The organism is Streptomyces sp. 2323.1 (assembly GCF_900221035.1).
Lineage (GTDB): Bacteria > Actinomycetota > Actinomycetes > Streptomycetales > Streptomycetaceae > Streptomyces > Streptomyces sioyaensis.
Genome location: NZ_LT907981.1, coordinates 5952884 through 5972733 on the forward strand (window position 1 = coordinate 5952884; position 19850 = coordinate 5972733).

Sequence of the window (19850 nt, forward strand, 5' to 3'; positions counted from 1 at the left end):
GCTGGTGTCCGCCCGCAGGTTCCCGCGCGGTAGCCTCAGAGCCGGTAGCAGCACAGACACCGCGTATCGGGGTCTCCCCAGCTCGGAGCTGAGAGCTCGGGGAAGAGTCGGCGGACCGGCAGGAATCGGCATGGAGGAGTCACGGCGATGGCCGAACACACCAGCTCGAGCATCACGATCGAGGCGGCACCTGCCGAGGTGATGGGAGTGATCGCCGACTTCGACCGCTATCCGGAATGGACCGGCGAGGTCAAAGAGGCAGAGGTCCTCGACAAGGACGACCGCGGCCGCGCCGCGCAGGTGCGCCTGCTGCTGGACGCCGGGGCGATCAAGGACGACCACACCCTCGCCTACACCTGGACCGGCGAGAACGAGGTCAGCTGGTCCCTGGTCAAGTCGCAGATGCTGCGCGCCCTCGACGGCTCCTACCGCCTGTCCGCCCTCGGCGGCGGCGCCCGCACCGAGGTGACCTACCAGCTGACCGTCGACGTCAAGATCCCCATGCTGGGGATGATCAAGCGCAAGGCCGAGAAGGTCATCATCGACCGTGCGCTGGCCGGGCTGAAGAAGCGCGTCGAGAGCGGCCTCGCCGACGACACCGCCGGGCCCGCCGACGGCGCCGGGACCACCGACGAGGCCAAGAAGCTCTGAGCGTGCGCACCGTCCTCGTCACGGGCCCCGGCGGCGCGGGCCGCACCACGCTCGCCGCCGCGACCGCCCTGGCCGGCGCCCGGCGAGGCGCGCGGACACTGCTGCTCACCACCGAGAGCAGTGCGCCGGAAACGGTGCTGGGCGTCCCCCTCGGCGCCGATGCGCCCACCCCGATAGCGCCCGGCCTGCACGCCCGGCGCATCGACCCCGGTGACCGCTTCCGCCAGGAGTTCCTCGCGTTCCAGGAGCGCGCGGGCGCCGCCCTCGATCTGCTCGGCGCCGCCCCGCTCGACGAGGACGAACTCACCGAACTCCCCGGCTGTGAGGACTTCGCGCTGCTGCACGCGCTGCGCGCCGAACACGCCTCGGACGACTGGGACTTGGTCGTCGTCGACATGCCCTCGGCCGCCGAAACGGTCCGGCTGCTCGCCCTGCCGGCCCAGGTACGCCGCTATCTGCGCCGGCTGCTGCCCCCCGAGCGCCAGGCCGCCCGCGCGCTGCGCCCGGTGCTCGCCCAGCTCGCCGGCGTCCCGATGCCGGCCCAGAAGCTGTACGACGCCGCCGAGCGCTGGGAGAGCGAACTCGCCGCCGTCCAGCGCGCGATCGACGACCCCGGCACCTCCGTCCGCCTGGTCACCGACGCCGGACCGGTCGCCGCCGCCACGCTGCGAGACATCCGCGCCGGACTCGCCCTGCACGGCCGGCGCACCGACGGCGTGGTCGTCAACCGGCTGCTGCCCACCGGCTCCGCCGACCCCTTCCTCGCCGCGCTCTCCGGCAGCCAGCAGTCCGCCCTCAAGGCGCTGCGCGAGGAGTTCGGCGACGTCCCCGTCCACGAGGTGCCGCACCTGGGCCGCGACCCCCAGGGCGTCGGCGCACTCGACGAGTTGCTCGACGGCGGGGCCGGCGAGATCGCCGGGAGCGCTCCCGGCGAGGAGTCCGGCCGCGACCCGTGGACCGTCGAGGACCGGCTGGCCACCGACGGCATCCTGCTCTGGCGGGTGCCGCTGCCCGGCGCCGAACGCCGGGGGCTGGGCCTGGTGCGCCGCGGCGACGAGATCGTGGTCACCGTGGGCCGCTTCCGGCGGATCCGTACGCTGCCCTCCGCGCTGCGCCGCTGCACCGTCTCCGGCGCCGGACTGCGCGACGGCGTCCTGGACATCCGCTTCACCCCCGATCCCGGGCTGTGGCCCAAGAGCGACTGAACGCAATACCACCGTTCGGGTACCGTCGAGGGTGGGGCCCCGCCCCGACGTGCCCGTCTTGCACCCCTTCGCCGTACTGCCTCGCCGCAGGAGTCACGGAGTTCATCATGAGCGATGCCACCGAGCGCCCCGCCGACCGCAGGGCCGAGCCCGATGCCGACGCCTGGCAGACCGCCTGCGCCGAGGACCTCGCGGCCGAGCAGGCCCGCCACCGCGCCGCCCACGGCCCGCAGCCGGGCAGCGCCGCCGAGGAGCTGCGCAAGCTCGCCGAGGCGGTCACCGACAAGCTCGCCGGCATCCAGCTGCCCGGGGCGCTCGGCGGGATCGCCGCGCAGGGCGCCGTCAACCAGCTGTTCAAGCAGGCCAGGGCCGCCGTCGAGCCGGTCATCGAGCGCAACCCCGACATCTTCGACCACCTCGCCGCGGCCGGCTCCGAGCTGCTCGCCGCCTACCGCTCCGCCGTCGAGGGCAGCGAGCGCCGCTGGACCCGCGACGACCTCGACGACCGCCCCGGCGGCCGACGCGGCGACGATCCCCGCGACGACGACGGCCCCGCCGGCACGGAGCGGATCGACCTCGACTGAGCCCCGCGGCCCCCGCGCCCGGGGGGTGTGCCCTTCACTCCGACCTCCTGTGGGAGCGGCAGCCGCTCCCACCTCCGGTACGGTGGATCCCGGCGGGGTTCGAGCGAAAATCTGAGGGACACATGGGACTCACCATCGGCGTCGACATCGGCGGCACGAAGATCGCGGCCGGCGTGGTCGACGAAGAGGGCTCGATCCTTGAAACGTGCACGGTGCAGACTCCGCATGCCACCGAGGCGCTGACCGAGGCCATCGCCGAGGCGGTGCGCACCGTGGGAGCCGGCCATCACGTCGAGGCCGTCGGCATCGGCGCCGCCGGCTACGTCGACGAGAAGCGGGCCACGGTCCTGTTCGCACCGAACATCGACTGGCGCCACGAACCGCTCAAGGACAAGGTCGAACAGCGCGTCGGCCTCCCCGTGGTGGTCGAGAACGACGCCAACGCCGCGGCCTGGGGCGAGTACAAGTTCGGCGCCGGCCAGGGCCACAGCGACGTCATCTGCATCACCCTCGGTACCGGCCTGGGCGGCGGCATCATCATCGGCAACAAGCTGCGCCGCGGCCGGTTCGGCGTCGCCGCCGAGTTCGGCCACATCCGGGTGGTGCCCGACGGACTGCTCTGCGGCTGCGGCAGCCAGGGCTGCTGGGAGCAGTACGCCTCCGGCCGCGCCCTGCTGCGCTACGCCCGCCAGCGCGCCTTCGCCACCCCCGAGAACGCCCAGATCCTGCTGGCGCTCGGCGACGGCACCTCCGAGGGCATCGAGGGCCGGCACGTCAGCGAGGCCGCCCGCCAGGGCGACCCGGTGGCCATCGACTCCTTCCGCGAGCTGGCCCGCTGGGCCGGCGCCGGCCTCGCCGACCTCGCCTCGCTCTTCGACCCGTCCGCCTTCATCGTCGGCGGCGGCGTCTCCGACGAGGGCGAACTGGTCCTGGGGCCGATCCGCAAGTCCTTCCGCCGCTGGCTGGTCGGCAACCAGTACCGGCCGCACGCCCAGGTGCTCGCCGCCCAGCTCGGCGGCAAGGCCGGCCTGGTCGGCGCGGCCGACCTGGCGCGCCAGGGCTGACCGGCCCGAGGGCCCGTCAGCGCCCGCTGCATCCGGCACCGCCCGTCGCGTCCCTCAGGGGTGCGGCGGGCGGTGCTCTATCTTGGCCCGCGTGACGATCCCGGTGAGAGGACCTGCCGCCTTGCTCTCGCTCCCCGAGTCCCGTACCGAGCCCGGCCCCGCTCCCGGCGAGGACACCGGCAACGGCACCGCGCAGCACAGCGGTGCGGCGGTGATCCGGGTGCTCAGCTACAACATCCGCTCGATGCGCGACGACCGGGCGGCGCTGGCCAGGGTCATCCGGGCCTGCGCCCCCGATCTCGTACTGATCCAGGAGGCGCCGCGGTTCTTCCGCTGGCGCAAGACCACCGAGAAGCTGGCCCGGGCGGCCGGTCTGGTCCATGTCACCGGCGGCGCCACGGCCGCCGGCCCGATGATCCTGTCCACCCTGCGCGCCCATGTGGAGCGCACCGAGGACATCCTGCTGCCCCGCACCCCCGGACTGCACCGCCGCGGTTTCGCCACCGCCGTGGTCCGCATCGGCGGGGCCCGCCTCGGCGTGCTCAGCTGCCACCTCAGCCTCGCCGACCGGGAGCGCTACGCCCAGGCGGGGCTGCTGCTGGAGCGGCTGGCCGCCCTGGACGTGCCGTACGCCGTCGCCGGCGGCGACCTCAACGACCGGCCGGACGGCCGCAGCTTCCGCCGGCTGGCGGGGTCGCTCACGGACGCCTGGGCGGCCCGGCCGTGGGGCGGGGAGTTCACCTCCACGCCCCGTGATCCGCATCAGCGGATCGACGCGATCTTCACCACCGACGGTGTGGAGGTCCTCGGCTGCGGGGTGCCGCACGGGCTGCCGGGGGTACGGGAGGACGACCTCACGGCGGCCACCGACCATCTGCCGGTGCTGGCCGCCCTGCGGGTGCCGGCCACCGGCTGACTCACACCACCGCGCCGCTGCCCGGCAGGTCGTCGTCGTCCTCGTCGTCGTTCTTCATCCGGGCCACCAGGGTGGCGAACCCGCCGAGGAAGCCGCCGATGCCCAGGACCGTGATCCACCACGTCACCGGCTGCTGGAACAGCACCATGGCCACTAGCAGCAGCGGGCCGCCGATCACCGCGATCCAGGCGAACTTGGCGGTGACGTCGGCCTGCGGCAGCGGGGGCGGTTCGGGCGGGGTGAAGTGGCCCTCGTCGGACTCGTCGAAGTCGTCGTCGGACGCCTTGGCGGCGCTCCAGTCGCGGGGGCCGACACCCGGTGCGTAGACCACGAAGCTGCCCGGACGCGAGCTGCCGGTCAGGGGGTCCCCGGATCCGGGCCCGGACCCGGTGCCGGTCCCGCCCGCGGCCGCGCCGTCCTTCGTGGCCGCCTCGTCCTTCGACGCGTCCGTCTCGTCCTTCGCGGGGGTCTCGCCGTCGCCCTCGCCGTCGCCGTCCTCGGCCGCGGACGCCGACGGGCCGTCCCCCGCGGGGAACGCCGGCTGCTCGCCGTAGCCCGCCACGATCTCGGCCCAGGCGGCCTCTTCGTCCAGCGGGTCCCGGGGGTCGCGGGGGCTACGCTCCGCCACGGTCCGCCGTCCCCTCCTGGGCGGTGCCCGCCTGCGCCTGCGGGGCGAGCCGGGTGATGAAGGCGACGGTCTCCCGGAAGATCTGCTCCGCGTCGTGGTCGAGCGTCGCGACGTGGTAGCTGCGCTCCAGCAGCGTCTGGCGGACGTCGGTCGAGGACACCCGGCTCAGGATGCGTTCGGAGTCCACCGGCGGGACGACATGGTCCTGCGGGCTGGTCATCACCAGCAACGGCTGGGTGACACGGGGGAGTTCGGAGTCGACCTGCTGGAAGAACCGGCGCAGCGAATACGCGGCGTCCAGCGGCACCCGGTCGTAGCCGACCTCCTCGATGCCGGGCTTGGCGATGTCGCTGGCGATCCCCTTGGTCGTCCGTACGAGATGGCGCAGCACCGGCAGCAGCGGCGCGGCCGCGTCATGGATCTTGTTGCCGGGGTTGACCACGGCGACCCCGCTGATCGCGTCGCCGTGCTTGGCGGCCAGTCGCAGCGCCAGCGCGGCGCCCATCGACAGGCCGCAGACGAAGACCGTGCTGCAGCGCTCGGTGAGCGCCCGCAGTTCGCGGTCGACCTCGGCGTACCAGTCCTGCCAGGTCGTGATCTGCAAATCCTGCCAGCGGGTGCCGTGACCGGGCAGCAGCGGCAGGCTGACCGTGAGCCCCTGGTCGGCCAGATGCTCGGCCCAGGGGCGTACGGACTGGGGGGAGCCGGTGAAGCCGTGGCACACAAGGACGCCGACCTCTCCGCCGTCACGGCGGAACGGCTCGGCTCCGGGAAGGAGCGGCACCGGGGGACTCCGATCGATGAGGGGGCCTGGCGAGTTACCTCAGGGTACGCAAAGTGACGGCGGGCGGGTAGGTCCGGCGACGGCCGCCGGGCGTGACGCGAGGGGGCCACCGCGGCAGGTTAAGGTCTTTGCGTCACACACAGGAGGCAGTCGGTTGATCTACGGCGCAATGAAGTTTTCCATCGGCGGGTCGCTGAAGCTTGCCTTCAGGCCCTGGGTGGAAGGCATCGAGAACATTCCCGCCGAGGGTCCGGCGATCCTCGCGAGCAACCACCTGTCCTTCTCGGACTCCTTCTTCCTGCCCGCGGTGCTCGACCGGAAGGTCACCTTCATCGCCAAGGCGGAGTACTTCACCTCGCCGGGCGTGAAGGGCAAGCTGACCGCCGCGTTCTTCAAGGGCGTCGGCCAGCTCCCGGTCGACCGCTCGGGCGGACGCGGCGCGGGCGAGGCGGCGATCAAGAGCGGCATCGAGGTGCTGGAGCGCGGTGAGCTGTTCGGCATCTACCCGGAGGGCACCCGCTCCCCGGACGGCCGGCTCTACCGCGGCAAGCCCGGTGGCCTGGCGCGGGTGGCTCTCGCCACCGGGGCGCCGGTCATCCCCGTGGCGATGATCGACACCGAGAAGGTGCAGCCGCCGGGCAAGATCGTGCCCAAGATGATCCGGCCGGGCATCCGTATCGGCAAGCCGCTGGACTTCACCCGCTACCAGGGCATGGAGGGCGACCGCTTCATCCTCCGGTCGGTCACCGACGAGGTCATGTACGAGATCATGAAGCTGTCCGGCCAGGAGTACGTCGACATCTACGCGACCGCGGCCAAGCGGCAGATCGCCGACGCGGCGAAGGCGGCGGAGGCGCAGAAGAAGGCCGAGGCGGAGCAGGCCAAGAAGGCGGCCGCCGAATAGACGGGCGGCCGAGACCGGGTGTGAGCGCCCGGCTAGGGTGTGTCGTTTGGATCAGGGCGGATCAGGGAGCGGGGTCTGGTGCGTGCGATCGCAAGGCGGAGGAGGGAGTCGACGCGGAGCGTCGGCGAGTGACGACAACGCGGCGAGCGTGCGTGCCAGACCCCGCGAGCCCGCCCTGATCCAAACGACGCGCCCTAGGGGGACGGCGATGACGGATACCGACACGGACACGGGCATAGCGGCGGTGCGCGCCATGGCCGCCCGGCGCCATGGCAAGCGCCCGCCGAAGGCGCTGCGGATGTCCGTCGAACTCCCGCTGTGGCGGGCGCTCACCGGCTACCGGATCCTCACCCTCGTCTACACCCTGTGCCTGGTCGCGCTCTCCTACCGGCACTACGCCCATCCGCTGGGCGCCGTCGCCTACATGGCCGCGCTGACCCTCTGGATGGCGCTGACCTGGCGGCGTACGACGTCACCGGAGCGCTGCACCCGGCAGTTCCTGGTGGCCGACCTCGGCTTCGCGGTCGGCGGCATCCTGCTCACGCTGGCGGTCGACACCCACGCCCGCGTCATGGGCGGCGGGCCGACGCTGCCGTCCATCTGGACCGCGGGCGCCGTCCTCGGCTTCGCGATCAAGGGCGGCTGGCGCTGGGCCGCGGTGGCTTCCACCATTGTGGCCGCGGCCAATCTGATCGAGCGTCAGGAGCTGGCCCGCGACACCATCCACAACGTGGTGCTGGTGTGGGTCGCCAGCGTCGGCATCGGCTACGTCGTCGAGGTGGCCCGCTCCAGTGAGCGCACCCTCGCACGTGCCCTGCAGATCGAGGCGGCCACCCGGGAGCGGGAGCGGCTGGCCCGCGACATCCACGACAGCGTGCTGCAGGTGCTGGCCATGGTGCAGCGGCGCGGTGCCGCGATCGGCGGCGAGGCGGCCGAACTCGGCCGGATGGCCGGTGAACAGGAGGTCGCGCTGCGGACGTTGGTCGCCGGCGGGCTGCTGCCGCCGCACGGGGGCCTGCCCGGCGCCGCCCCCACGGTGCCGCACCAGGCCGGTGAGGACGTACGGGAGGACCTCCCGGCACCCGTCGCGGCCGCACCGGCGGCGTCCGACAGCGGGCCGTGTGATGTGCGGGCGCTGCTCGCGCCGTTCGCGCGCGCCGGCGTCACCTTCTCCGAGCCCGGCGCCCCGGTGGAGCTGCCGGCCGCCGCGGCGGCCGAGCTCGCGGCCGCTGTCAGTGCCGCGTTGGACAATGTCCGGGTGCATGCGGGGGACGGTGCCCACGCCTGGATCCTGGTGGAGGACGAACCGGATGCGGTGCTGGTGACCGTCCGCGACGACGGCCCCGGCATCCCCGAGGGCCGGCTCGCCGACGCCGAGCGGGAGGGCCGGCTGGGGGTGGCCCTGTCGATCCGCGGCCGGCTGCGGGATCTGGGCGGCAGCGCCCAGTGGGTCTCGGTCCCCGGCCAGGGCACCGAAGTGGAATTGACGGTCCCCAAGGGCGGTGCGTCCGAGGGTGGAAGGCGGGGGAAGGCAGGCACGTGAACGAGCAGCCGGCGCTGAAGGTCATGGTCGTCGACGACCACCCGATGTGGCGCGACGCGGTCGCCCGGGATCTGGCGGAGGCCGGGTTCGAGGTCGTGGCGACGGCCGGGGACGGCCTCCAGGCGGTGCGCAGGGCGCAGGCCGCGGCGCCCGATGTGCTGGTCCTGGACCTCAATCTGCCGGGCCTGCCCGGCGTGCAGGTGTGCAAGCAACTGGTCGGCGCCCGCCCGGCGCTGCGGGTGCTGGTGCTGTCCGCGAGCGGTGAGCACGCCGATGTGCTGGAGGCCGTCAAGTCCGGGGCGACGGGCTATCTGCTGAAGTCCGCGAGCACCCAGGAGCTGCTGGACGCGGTGCGGCGCACGGCCGCCGGCGATGCGGTGTTCACCCCGGGCCTGGCCGGTCTGGTGCTGGGCGAGTACCGCCGGCTGGCGACCGAACCGGCCCCGGCCACGCCGGACGAGCCGGGCGCACCGCAGCTGACGGACCGGGAGACCGAGGTGCTGCGCCTGGTCGCCAAGGGGCTCTCGTACAAGCAGATCGCCGAGCGGCTGGTCATCTCGCACCGCACGGTGCAGAACCACGTCCAGAACACCCTCGGCAAGCTCCAGTTGCACAACCGCGTGGAGCTGGTGCGCTATGCCATCGAGCGCGGCCTCGACGAGGTGTGACCCGCGCGGACTCCGGCCGGAGGGGCCGCCACCCGGAGGGAGCCGCTCGTACGGGTGAACGCCCGCCCTCAAGTGCCCGCTGAATCACCGGCAGCACCGTTTGCCGCATTCCTGAGTGACCCAGATCACCATTAGCGTGACCGGGGTCGGATCGAAGACGGCCGTGCGCGGCCACTGACGGGATGTAGGTGAAGCAGCGATGCGGGTCGGAGTACTGACCGGCGGCGGCGACTGCCCCGGTCTGAACGCGGTGATCAGGGGTGTCGTCCGCAAGGGCACCCAGGAGTACGGATATGAGTTCGTCGGCTTCCGGGACGGCTGGCGCGGTCCGCTGGAGGGCGACACGGTCCCGCTGGACATCCCGGCGGTGCGCGGCATCCTGCCCCGCGGCGGCACGGTCCTCGGTTCCTCGCGGACCAACCCCTTCAAGCAGAACGACGGCGTCCGCCGGATCCGGGAGACGCTCGCCAAGGAGGAGGTCGAGGCCCTGATCGCGATCGGCGGCGAGGACACCCTCGGGGTCGCCGCCCGGCTCTTCGAGGAGCACGGGATCCCGTGCGTCGGCGTCCCCAAGACCATCGACAACGATCTGTCGGCCACGGACTACACCTTCGGCTTCGACACCGCCGTCGGCGTCGCCACCGAAGCCATCGACCGGCTGCACACCACCGCCGAATCCCATATGCGGGTCCTGGTCGTCGAGGTGATGGGCCGGCACGCCGGCTGGATCGCGCTGCACTCCGGGCTCGCCGGCGGGGCGAACGTCATCCTGATCCCGGAGCAGCGCTTCGACATCGAGCAGGTCTGCCGGTGGATCGAGTCCCGCTTCAAGGTCCGCTACGCCCCGATCGTGGTCGTCGCCGAGGGTGCGATGCCCAAGGACGGCCAGATGGTGCTCAAGGACGACTCCACCGACTCCTTCGGGCACGTCCGGCTCTCGGGCGTGGGGGAGTGGCTGGCCAAGGAGATCGAGTCACGGACCGGCAAGGAGGCCCGTACCACCGTCCTCGGGCACACCCAGCGCGGCGGCACCCCCAGCGCCTTCGACCGCTGGCTGGCCACGCGCTTCGGGCTGCACGCCATCGACGCGGTACGGGACGGCGACTTCGGCAAGATGGTCGCGCTGCGCGGCACGGAGATCGTCCGGGTGCCGATCGCGGAGGCGACCGCCCGGCTGAAGACCGTCGATCCGGCGCTCTACGCCGAGGCCGGGGTGTTCTTCGGCTGAACCGGGCCGCCGCCCGCCCTTGGCCGTCGTCGTCCCGCCCGCCCTCCGCTGTATTCCTCCCGCCCCCTCGCCCGCGGTTCTCCCGCCCCGACCCGGGCGGCACCACCGGGCGAGGGCCCGTAGGGGGCCGTATATTCGCCGTACGTGGCATACGCGACTTATCCGTCCTATTGCCCATAGGCGGGTGGAATTCAGCCGGCGCACGAACCCGGGAGAGCTCAGTGGAGATCGTCGCCTTCGGCGTGCAGACGGATGAGCGGCCGATCCTGGAGAAGGCCTTCGCCGGCCGTCACCAGATCCGCAGCCTGGACGTCACCCTCAACCGCGACACCGCTCCCATCGCCCACGGGTACGAGATCGTCAGCGCGGGCGTCACCGCCGACCTGGGCGCGGACGTGCTGCAGACCCTCGCGGCCGGCGGGACGAAGATGATCGCCCAGCGCGCCACGGGCTTCAACAACATCGATCTGCAGGCCGCGGCCGACCTTGGGATGAGCGTCGGCCGGGTCTCCCGTTACTCCCCGTACGCGGTCGCCGAATTCGCCTGGGGGCTCGCTCTGGCGATCAACCGGCGGATCGTCATGGCCAGCCACCGCACCCGTAACTTCGACTTCCGGCTGGACGGCCTGATCGGCCGCGATCTGCGCGGACGAACGGTGGGAGTGCTCGGCACCGGCCGGATCGGCGAGGCGTTCACCGAGATCGCCCACGGCTTCGGTATGCGCCTGCTGGGCTGGGACCTCGCCGAGAACCCGCGATGCCTCGACCTGGGCATGGCGTACGTCACCCAGGAGCGGCTGTTCGCCGAGGCGGATCTGCTCACCCTGCACGTCCCCCTGGTGGCGGCCACCCGGCATCTCATCGACGCCGAGGCGCTGGCCGCGATGAAGGACGACGCGATCCTGATCAACTCCAGCCGCGGCGGGCTCGTCGACACCGTGGCCCTCGTCGACACGCTCAAGGCCGGCCGGCTCACCGGCGTCGGCCTGGACGTGTACGAGGAGGAGGGCGGGTACTTCTACGCCGACAAGTCCCTGGACGTCATCGGCGACGACACCCTCGCCCGCCTGATGACCTTCTCGAACGTGCTGGTCACCTCGCACCAGGCGTACTTCACCGAGGAGGCGGTGGACCAGATCGTCGAGGCCACCGTGGCCAACGTCGAGGACTATCTGGCCCACCGCACCAACGCGAACATGCTGGTCACACGAGGACAGCTGCCAGCAGCTGTGCGGTGACCGCCGCGCCGTCCAGGGTCAGCACCGACTCGGGGTGGAACTGCACGCCCGCAAAGCCCGGACCGCGCAGCGCATGCACCTCACCGGTGTCCGCGTCCCGGCTCAACTCGACGCGGTGCATGGCGAGTTCGGCCGCCGTGGTGTCGTCGCAGCGGGCCGTGAAGGTGTTGTAGAAGCCGACCGTCTCCTGGCGGCCGAAGAAGTCGATCCGCTCCTGGGCGCCCTGGAAGGGCACCTCCTTGCGGACGATCTCCAACCCCAGCTCCGCGGCGAGCAGCTCATGCCCAAGACAGACCCCCAACAAGGCGGGGCGGCCCGAAGGGCCTCGATGAGGGGCGGTGGCCGGGAGACGGGCGGGCGCGTGGCGGTGTCCCGCGACCAGCTCTGCGGTGAGCGACCGCAGAAAGCGCATCTTGGGGTCGGCGGCATCGGACGGATTGCCCGGCCCCGGGCCCAGCACGACCGGGCCCCGGTGCGCCCGGGCGGCCTCGCGCAGCCCCGGCTCGTCGAAGCGCCGCACGGTGACCCCCAGCCCCGAGGTGCGCAGCAGATGCGCCAGCATCGCGGTGAAGGTGTCCTCCGCATCGATGACCAGGGCCTGACCGCTCAGCTCGGCGACCGGCGCGGTGGTCTGCATCCGCAGCCAGAAGGGGGCCAGGCCGGCGCGGCGGGCGTCCAGCGCGGCCCGCACCCGCGGGTCGTCGGCCAGCCGCGGCGGGCGGCTGCCGTCGGCGGGCCGCGCGGGCGCCGGCCGCACCCCCAGCGCACTGAGCACCCCCGCCGCCTTGGCGTGCGTCTCGGCGACCTCGCTGTACGGGTCGGAGGCGCGCACCAGCGTGGCGCCGACCGGCACCCGCAGCCGGCCGGCGGCGGAGATGTCGGCGGTACGGATCAGGATCGGCGAATCCAGCGTGCGGGTGCAGGAGCCCTCCTCGGGTCCGCCGCCCGGGGCCCGCCCGATCAGCGCCAGCGCGCCCGCGTAGTAACCGCGGCCCCGCCCGTCGGGGTCCACCGGCTCGTGCCGCTCGATGACCCGGCAGGCGTTCTGCACCGGCGACCCGGTGACCGTCGCCGCGAACATCGTCTCCTTGAGCACCTCGCGCACATCGAGGGTGGACCGGCCGCGCAGCTCGTACTCGGTGTGCGCCAGATGTGCCATCTCCTTGAGCCGCGGCCCGATGACCACCCCGCCCTTGTCGCCCACGGTGCACATCATCTTCAGTTCCTCGTCCACCACCATGGACAGCTCCTCGGCCTCCTTGCGGTCGTCGAGGAACGCCAGCAGGCTCTCCGCGGTCGGGCCGTCCTGCGGGTAGCGGTAGGTGCCGCTGATGGGATTCATCACGACGGTGCCGCCCGACATCCGCACATGTACCTCGGGGCTGGCGCCGACCAGCGTGTGCACCCCCGGGCGGTGCACCACATACGTCCAGTACGCCCCGCGCTCACCGGCCAGCAGCCGCCGGAACAGCGCCAGCGCGTCGGCCGCCGAAAAGTCCGCGATCTCGCCCTGGAACGTCCGGCGGATGACGAAGTTCGCGCCCTCACCGGTGCCGATCTCGTCCCGCACCACCCGCCCGACGATCTCGGCGTAGGCGTCGTCGTCCACGTCGAACGCCCCGTCCGTCACCTGCACGTCATGCGTGGGCAGCGCCGCCAGCAGCGCGTCCAGGGGCACCTCGGCGCTCTCCCGGGGGCGCAGCACGGCCAGCGGGGTGCCGTCGTCGTGGGCCCGGAAGCCGCGCTCGTAGATCTGCCGGAAGGGGATCAGCGCGAGCGCATCGGTCACCGGCGTGTCCGGCACCCCGTCGCCCAGCGGGATGTCGGCCAGCCGCTCGACCTCGGTGACCTCGCCGGTCAGCACCTCGACGGTGCTGCCGTCCCGCCCGGGGGAGCGGCGGCGGAGCAGGGCGAACGGCGGGCAGGCGGGGTCGAGCAGCCGGCTGACGAGGGCGGCGGCGTCGGTGCGGGCGGGAGGCTCGCGGTGCATGGCGGGGTTCCTTCCAGGAGGGGAGGGAACGGCCGCCGGAAAAGGCTGAAGGCCGCCCCTCGGGCGGCCTTCGCGGAGTGTCTGTGTGCGCGCGAAATCAGTGGGCCGCCGGATGAGCGGTCCACCACCAGTTCATGTTCATGGCGGGATGCGCGTGCATGGCGGTCACCCTACCGGACGGACCGCGCCGCCCCCGGTGCGGCCCGTCTCACACTCCGGTCGGGGTACTGGACGCTCGGCGGGACCCCGTAATGTTGGCTTTGTGACCGTGAACGCTGAAACCCACGCCGGTGGCCACACCTGGCGAGACCTGCCCGCGGCGCAGCAGCCTGACTGGCCGGACCAAGAGGCTCTGCGCGATGTGATCGCGGAGCTCGAGTCCTATCCGCCGCTCGTCTTCGCGGGCGAGTGCGACCAGCTGCGCGAGCGCCTGGGAGCAGTCGCCCGTGGTGAGGCGTTCCTGCTGCAGGGCGGCGACTGCGCGGAGGCCTTCGACGCCGTCTCCGCCGAGCACATCCGCAACAAGCTCAAGACGCTGCTCCAGATGGGCGCCGTCCTGACCTACGCCGGGTCCGTCCCGGTGGTCAAGGTCGGCCGGATCGCCGGCCAGTACAGCAAGCCGCGCTCCAAGCCCACCGAGACCCGCGACGGGGTGACGCTGCCGACCTACCGCGGCGACTCCGTCAACGGCTTCGAGTTCACCGAGGCGGCCCGCATCCCGGACCCCGAGCGGCTCAAGCGGATGTACCACGCCTCCGCGGCGACCCTGAACCTCGTGCGCGCCTTCACCACCGGCGGCTACGCCGACCTGCGCCAGGTGCACGCCTGGAACCAGGACTTCGTGAAGTCCTCGCCCTCCGGACAGCGCTACGAGGCGCTGGCCCGCGAGATCGACCGCGCGATGAACTTCATGAACGCCTGCGGGGTGGACCCGGAGGAGTTCCGCACCGTCGAGTTCTACGCCTCCCACGAGGCGCTGGTCCTCGACTACGAGTCGGCGCTGACCCGGGTCGACTCGCGCACCGGTCACCTCTACGACGTCTCCGGGCACATGCTCTGGATCGGCGAGCGCACCCGTCAGCTCGACGGTGCGCACATCGAGTTCGCCGCGCGGGTGCGCAACCCCATCGGCGTCAAGCTCGGCCCGACGACGACGCCCGAGGACGCGCTGACGCTGATCGAGCGGCTCGACCCGGAGCGGGAGCCGGGCCGGCTGACCTTCATCACCCGCATGGGAGCGGACAAGGTCCGCGACAAGCTCCCCGAGCTGGTCGAGAAGGTCACCGCCTCCGGCGCCCAGGTCGCCTGGATCTGCGACCCGATGCACGGCAACACCTTCGAGGCGGCCTCCGGTCACAAGACCCGGCGCTTCGACGATGTGCTGGACGAGGTCAAGGGCTTCTTCGAGGTCCACAAGAGCCTCGGCACGCACCCGGGCGGTATCCACGTCGAGCTGACCGGTGACGATGTCACCGAGTGCGTGGGCGGCGGCGACGAGATCTTCGTCGACGACCTCCACCAGCGCTACGAGACCGCCTGCGACCCGCGGCTCAACCGCAGCCAGTCGCTCGACCTGGCGTTCCTGGTGGCGGAGATGTACCGCGACCAGTGAGCCGGTGGGCCGCTGACCTGCACTGACGGTCAGGGACAACAGACGATGGGGCGCGGATCCTGTGATCCACGCCCCATCGCGTTGTGCAGCCCCCGGCGCGCCAGGTAAGGTAAGGGTAACCTCACTCAAGATCAGCCGGATCGATGAGGTTCCCTACGGAGGTGACACCGCGTGTACGTCTGCTCTTGCTTCGGGATCACCGAGCAGCAGGTCCGCGACCACGCGGACACCGGCGCCTGCACGCCCCGTCAGATCGCCTCCGCCTGCAAGGCCGGCACCGACTGCGGCAACTGCGTACGCCGCATCCAGGCCCTGCTCGGCCGGGGCGCCTGCCCCCGCCGGGAGCTCATCGAGAACGGCACGTCCGAGCCGCTGGGCGCGGCGGCGGGCGCAGTGGAGCCCGTGGCGCTCTCGGAGGCCGCGTAGCCGTCAGGGCCGCGGTCTCCGCCAGGGGTGAGGGAGATCCTTCCCTGTCGCCCGGGCAGTGGCCGCGACGGCGCATCGGCCCGCTCGCTCAGCTCGGCTGCTCGATGAGCTGGGCGAGGTAGAGCGCCTCCCCGAGCTTTTCGATCAGTTCCAGCTGGGTGTCGAGATAGTCGATGTGATGTTCCTCGTCGGCGAGGATGTCCTCGAAGATATTCGCCGAGGTGATGTCGCCCTTGGTGCGCATGAGTTCGATTCCGCGCTTGAGCCGGTCGATTGCCTCGACCTCGACCTGCCGGTCGGCCTGGAACATCTCGGTGACGGTCTGACCGACCCGCACATGGAAGAGCCGCTGGTAATTCGGCAGACCTTCGAGGAAGAGAATCCGGTCCGTCAGGATCTCCGCGTGCTTCATCTCGTCGAAGGACTCGGAGCGGGTGTACTTCGCGAGCTTCGTCCAGCCGAAGTTCTCCTGCATCTTGGCGTGCAGGAAGTACTGGTTGATCGCGGTCAGCTCGGCGGTCAGCTGCTCGTTGAGGAATTCGATGACCTCGGGGTCGCCCTGCATGGCTGCGGGCTCCTTCCACGCGAGAACTGGGCAGGTGCCGCGCATCCTCGCACCGCCCGGAGCGGGCCGTCCAGTAAGTGCATGCTTAGTACGAGTTGCCCCAATCCCTCCCGTCGCTGGTCATCGGCACCCCTTCCGGTCTGAGACCATGGAGGGCATGGGTCAGCCGGAAAGCCGCGAAGAGGAGCCTCCTGCGCTCCCTCCGGGCCAGCGGCTGCAGCGGGGCTGGCCGGTGACCCATTACGGGCCGGTCCCCAAGTTCCGTCCCGAACGCTGGGAGTTCCGGGCTTTCGGGGCCACCGCCGACGGTGCGAAACACTGCTGGTCGCACGAGGAATTCACGGCACTGCCGTACACCACGGTCGTCGCCGATATGCACTGCGTGACGAAATTCAGCATGCTGGGAGCCGAATGGGGCGGGGTGCGCACCCAGACCATTCTTGATCTTGCACCGCCCGCGCCCGATGTCACCCATGTGATGGTGTGGGCCGAGTACGGCTTCAGCTCGAATCTGCGGATCGAGGATTTCGCCGCCGAGAAGTGCCTCTTCGCCACCCATCGCTCGGGAGAACTCCTCACCGCGGAACACGGATTCCCGGTCCGCCTGATCGTTCCGCATCTGTACGCCTGGAAAGGCCCCAAGTGGGTCCGCGGCATCGAATACATGCGGGCCGACCGCCGCGGCTTCTGGGAGGAGCGCGGCTACCACAACCTCGGTGACCCCTGGCGGGAGCAGCGCTACTCGTACCAGGAAGAGCCCGGGGACGGCCCCGAGCTCTGACCCCGTCCGCAGCGGCCCGCCGGGTCAGCGCCCGCGCAGCTCCTTGAGCCGCGCCACGTCCGCCGCATGCCCTTCCTTGCCGCCGGGCGTCTCGACGACCAGCGGCACCCCGGCCGTCGCGGGATGGGTGAACAGCTCGCCGAAGGGCTCCGCGCCGATGTGACCCGCGCCGATGTTCTCGTGCCGGTCCTTGTGGGCGCCGGCCACGTCCTTGGAATCGTTGGCGTGGATCAGCTTCAGCCGGCCCTCGCCGGTGACCTCCACCAGCTCGTCCAGCAGCGCCTTCGTCCCGCCCGGTGCCGCCATGTCGTGCCCGGCCGCGAACGCATGACAGGTGTCGAGGCAGACCCCCAGCCTGGGGTGGCGGTCCAGCGCGTCGAAGTACGGGCCGAGATCCTCGGCCATCGCACACAGCGACGCCCCCTGCCCGGCCGTCGGCTCCAGCAGCAGCCAGGGGTCGTCCGGGTGCGTCAGCTCGTCGAGCAACGGCCGCAGCCGCTCCCTGACCTGCGCCATCGCCACCGCCCGCGGCCGTCCGCCGGTCGCCGAGCCGGTGTGCACGACCACCCCGAGCGCACCGATCTCCCGGCCGCGGCGCAGCGAGTGGCGCAGCGACGCCACGGACCGCTCGACCGTCGCCTCGGTGTGCGACCCGAAGTTGATCAGATACGGGGCATGGACATAGACGGGAATCTGCTCCTGGGCACAGGCCGCCCGGAACGCCTCGTCCTGTTCCGGGTTGCCGGGCACCGTCGCCCAGCCGCGCGGATTGGCCACGAAGACCTGGACGACCTCGTCGCCCATCTCCCGGGCGTACGGCAGGCCGGTCTTCGCCAGCCCGCCGGCCACCGGAACATGGCCGCCGACCGGATTACGTGCACGGGCGCGCAGCTCGGCGCCCTGGGGGGAAGTACTCACCCTCTCAGGGTGCCAGGTGTCCCGCGGCCGCCGTCCGCCGGACGGCCGCGGGGCCGCCCGCTCTTACAGCCCGCCTTCGAGCTTGATGGTGATCGTGCCGCCCTTCGGCGCCTTCTGACCGGCCTCGACGGACTGCGATTCGACCGTGTCCTTCGGGAAGAAGAACGGCTTGTCCACCTCGACCTGGAAGCCCAGGTCGGTCAGCTGCTTCTTGGCGTCGTCGACGTTCTTGCCGGTCACGTCCGGGACGGGGATCATCTCCGGGCCCTTGGACAGCGTCAGGGTGACCGTGTCGCCCTTGCCGAGCTTGCCGCCCTCGGCCGGCGTCTGCCGGGCGACGGTGCCCTTGTCCTGCGTGGAGAAGACCGGCTGGTCGGCGAAGCGCACCTGGAAGCCGGCTTCGCGCAGCGTGGTCGCGGCGTCCGCGCGCTTGCTGCCGAGCACCCCCGGCACCTGGACCGCGGTGCCCCGGCTGATGGTCAGCCCCACCGCGGTGTCCGGCCGCCGCTTGCTGCCCGCGGCCGGGTCCGTACGGATCACCGAGCCCTTGGCCACCTCGTCGTTGAACTCCCGCGCCTCGGTGCCCGGGATCAGCCCGCGGTCGCGCAGCTTCCGCTTGGCGTCGGCGACCGGGGTGCCGGACAGGTCGGGGACGCTGACGATGTTCGGGCCGCGGGAAACGGTGAGGGTGACCGTGCCGTTGCCGCGGATCCGCTTGCCGTTCGCCGGATCCGTCTTCATGACGTGACCGCGGTCCACGTTCGAGCTGAAGCCGCGCACCACCTTCACGCCCAGGCCCTCGTCCCGCAGCGTCTTCTCGGCCTTGGCCTGCGGCATGTCCAGCACCGCGGGCACGGTCGTGAACTGGCCGGAGTTGATGTACCAGACGCCCGCGCCCACCCCGAAGACCAGCAGCACGGCCGCGAGCACGGTGATCAGCCGCCGGTGCCGCGGCAGCCCGCGGCGGTTGGGCGCACCCGTCCCGCCCGGCACCGGCCGCAGCCGGGTGGTCCGCTCCTCCGGCGGCACCTCCAGCCGGCTGGTGCGGTGCAGCTCCGCCTCGTCCGCCCCCGGCGCCTTACCGGCCGGCCGCGGTATCACGTCCGTCCGCTCCGTGCCGTCGCCGCCCGCGGGCACCTCCTTGGCCTGCGGCGGTACGACGTCCAGCTGGGCGTCGGTCAGCTGCGCCCGAGCCTCCTGCGCCCGGGACAGCAGCGCCACCGCGTCCTGCGGGCGGTGCTGCGGATCGCGGGCACAGGCCAGCGCGACCAGCTCGTCCAGCTGCGGGGCCAGCCCCGGCACCAGTCCGGACGGCGGCAGGACGTCCTCGTGCAGATGCTGGTAGAGGACCTGCGCCACGGAGCCGCCGGTGTGCGGCTTGGTGCCGGTCAGCATCTCGTAGAGCACCACACCGCAGGCGTAGACATCGACCCGGGCGTCCGCGGTGCCGTGCTCCATCTGCTCGGGCGCGAGATAGGAGACCGTCCCCAGGACGGAGCCGGTCGAGGCGGTGGTGTTCGTGTCGACCGCGCGCACCAGCCCGAAGTCGGCGACCTTGACCCGGCCGTCGTCGCCGATCAGGACGTTCTCCGGCTTCATGTCGCGGTGCACCAGGCCGGCGCGGTGCGCGGCCCCCAGCGCGGCCAGGATCGGCTCCAGGATGTCCAGCGCGGCCCGCGGCTGGAGGGCGCCCCGCTCGCGCAGCACATCGCGCAGCGTGCAGCCGGCGACGTACTCCATCGCCAGATAGACGTACGTCCCGTCCGTGCCCTGGTCGAAGACGCCCACCACATTGGGGTGCGACAGCCGCGCCACGGACTTCGCCTCGCGGATGAAGCGGTCGACGAACGCCCCGTCCGTGGCCAGACTCGGGTGCATCACCTTCAGGGCGAGCGCCCGGTCCAGCCGGGTGTCCATGGCCTGATAAACCGTGGCCATACCGCCGGCGGCGATGCGCGCCTGGACGCGGTAGCGGCCGTCGAGCAGCTGGCCCACGAGCGGGTCCTGAAGGGTCGTATCCACGGGGAACGAGTCTACGGGTCGCTGCGCTTGGCTTGGCTTCCCACGTTGTTGGCTTTCCCGCCCTTCCGCTGCGCTTTGCGGCGCGGCGCACGTTGTCGGCTTTCCCGCCGTGTTTCGTCTCGC

The 19850-nt window shown here is 72.0% G+C and carries 19 protein-coding genes; 13 read left to right on the forward strand and 6 right to left on the reverse strand.

What is annotated here, in order from left to right; translation table 11 throughout:
- Positions 1–147 precede the first annotated feature (147 nt).
- The 5 genes from CPH93_RS25625 to CPH93_RS25645 all read left to right on the forward strand — a co-directional run bounded on the left by CPH93_RS25625 (position 148) and on the right by CPH93_RS25645 (position 4420).
- Positions 148–651: an SRPBCC family protein gene (locus CPH93_RS25625; RefSeq protein WP_096214200.1), complete on the forward strand. Its 504-nt coding sequence runs from the start codon at positions 148–150 to the stop codon at positions 649–651.
- 2 nt (positions 652–653) lie between these two features.
- Positions 654–1856: an ArsA family ATPase gene (locus CPH93_RS25630; protein ID WP_096214201.1), complete on the forward strand. Its 1203-nt coding sequence runs from the start codon at positions 654–656 to the stop codon at positions 1854–1856.
- Positions 1857–1963: 107 nt separating this feature from the next.
- Positions 1964–2440: a DUF5304 domain-containing protein gene (locus CPH93_RS25635; RefSeq protein WP_093482764.1), complete on the forward strand. Its 477-nt coding sequence runs from the start codon at positions 1964–1966 to the stop codon at positions 2438–2440.
- Positions 2441–2562: 122 nt separating this feature from the next.
- Positions 2563–3504 carry an ROK family glucokinase gene (locus CPH93_RS25640; RefSeq protein WP_093482763.1) on the forward strand — a complete coding sequence of 314 codons (942 nt, stop codon included), beginning with the start codon at positions 2563–2565 and terminating at the stop codon, positions 3502–3504.
- A 121-nt stretch (positions 3505–3625) separates the two neighbouring features.
- Entirely contained in the window at positions 3626–4420 is a 795-nt protein-coding gene (locus tag CPH93_RS25645) for an endonuclease/exonuclease/phosphatase family protein (protein ID WP_159032302.1), read from the forward strand.
- 1 nt (position 4421) lies between these two features.
- Here CPH93_RS25645 and CPH93_RS25650 read toward each other — a convergent pair whose 3' ends face one another.
- Positions 4422–5048, reverse strand: coding sequence for a hypothetical protein (locus tag CPH93_RS25650; RefSeq protein ID WP_096214202.1), 627 nt, complete (start codon positions 5046–5048; stop codon positions 4422–4424).
- Entirely contained in the window at positions 5035–5832 is a 798-nt protein-coding gene (locus tag CPH93_RS25655) for an alpha/beta hydrolase (protein WP_093482761.1), read from the reverse strand. Before CPH93_RS25655 ends, CPH93_RS25650 begins: the two co-directional genes overlap by 14 nt.
- 169 nt (positions 5833–6001) lie before the next feature.
- Here CPH93_RS25655 and CPH93_RS25660 point away from each other — a divergent pair, with 169 nt between their 5' ends.
- The 5 genes from CPH93_RS25660 (at position 6002) to CPH93_RS25680 (ending at position 11413) form a co-directional block, all read left to right on the forward strand.
- Positions 6002–6736 carry a lysophospholipid acyltransferase family protein gene (locus tag CPH93_RS25660; protein WP_006606113.1) on the forward strand — a complete coding sequence of 245 codons (735 nt, stop codon included), beginning with the start codon at positions 6002–6004 and terminating at the stop codon, positions 6734–6736.
- 253 nt (positions 6737–6989) lie between these two features.
- Positions 6990–8279: a MacS family sensor histidine kinase gene (macS, locus tag CPH93_RS25665; RefSeq protein ID WP_096215596.1), complete on the forward strand. Its 1290-nt coding sequence runs from the start codon at positions 6990–6992 to the stop codon at positions 8277–8279.
- Positions 8280–8302: 23 nt separating this feature from the next.
- The gene (locus tag CPH93_RS25670; protein WP_239013729.1) at positions 8303–8947 is read left to right on the forward strand and encodes a response regulator; all 645 of its coding nucleotides are present in this window, start codon (positions 8303–8305) and stop codon (positions 8945–8947) included.
- Positions 8948–9146: 199 nt separating this feature from the next.
- Positions 9147–10175: a 6-phosphofructokinase gene (locus tag CPH93_RS25675; protein WP_093482759.1), complete on the forward strand. Its 1029-nt coding sequence runs from the start codon at positions 9147–9149 to the stop codon at positions 10173–10175.
- 221 nt (positions 10176–10396) lie between these two features.
- Positions 10397–11413, forward strand: coding sequence for a 2-hydroxyacid dehydrogenase (locus CPH93_RS25680; protein WP_096214203.1), 1017 nt, complete (start codon positions 10397–10399; stop codon positions 11411–11413).
- On the opposite strand, the gene CPH93_RS25685 is transcribed toward CPH93_RS25680, so the two are convergent.
- Entirely contained in the window at positions 11379–13403 is a 2025-nt protein-coding gene (locus CPH93_RS25685) for an anthranilate synthase family protein (protein WP_096214204.1), read from the reverse strand. The two genes, CPH93_RS25680 and CPH93_RS25685, sit on opposite strands and share 35 nt — an antisense overlap.
- A gap of 262 nt (positions 13404–13665) precedes the next feature.
- Between CPH93_RS25685 and CPH93_RS25690 the strand changes: the two genes are divergently transcribed.
- Positions 13666–15015 (forward strand): class II 3-deoxy-7-phosphoheptulonate synthase, encoded by a 1350-nt coding sequence (locus tag CPH93_RS25690; protein WP_093482756.1) that lies wholly within the window; start codon positions 13666–13668, stop codon positions 15013–15015.
- Between the two features lie 171 nt (positions 15016–15186).
- Positions 15187–15441, forward strand: a complete 255-nt coding sequence (locus CPH93_RS25695; RefSeq protein WP_093482755.1) for a (2Fe-2S)-binding protein — start codon at positions 15187–15189, stop codon at positions 15439–15441.
- Between the two features lie 88 nt (positions 15442–15529).
- Here the strand turns inward: CPH93_RS25695 and bfr are convergent, their stop codons facing one another.
- Entirely contained in the window at positions 15530–16006 is a 477-nt protein-coding gene (gene bfr / locus CPH93_RS25700; protein ID WP_006606121.1) for a bacterioferritin, read from the reverse strand.
- Between the two features lie 148 nt (positions 16007–16154).
- Here bfr and CPH93_RS25705 point away from each other — a divergent pair, with 148 nt between their 5' ends.
- Positions 16155–16787, forward strand: a complete 633-nt coding sequence (locus CPH93_RS25705; RefSeq protein ID WP_096214205.1) for a sulfite oxidase-like oxidoreductase — start codon at positions 16155–16157, stop codon at positions 16785–16787.
- A 24-nt stretch (positions 16788–16811) separates the two neighbouring features.
- Here CPH93_RS25705 and CPH93_RS25710 read toward each other — a convergent pair whose 3' ends face one another.
- The gene (locus CPH93_RS25710) at positions 16812–17705 is read right to left on the reverse strand and encodes a deoxyribonuclease IV (RefSeq protein ID WP_093482753.1); all 894 of its coding nucleotides are present in this window, start codon (positions 17703–17705) and stop codon (positions 16812–16814) included.
- A gap of 63 nt (positions 17706–17768) precedes the next feature.
- Positions 17769–19727: a Stk1 family PASTA domain-containing Ser/Thr kinase gene (gene pknB / locus CPH93_RS25715; RefSeq protein ID WP_231976958.1), complete on the reverse strand. Its 1959-nt coding sequence runs from the start codon at positions 19725–19727 to the stop codon at positions 17769–17771.
- Between the last annotated feature and the right edge of the window lie 123 nt (positions 19728–19850).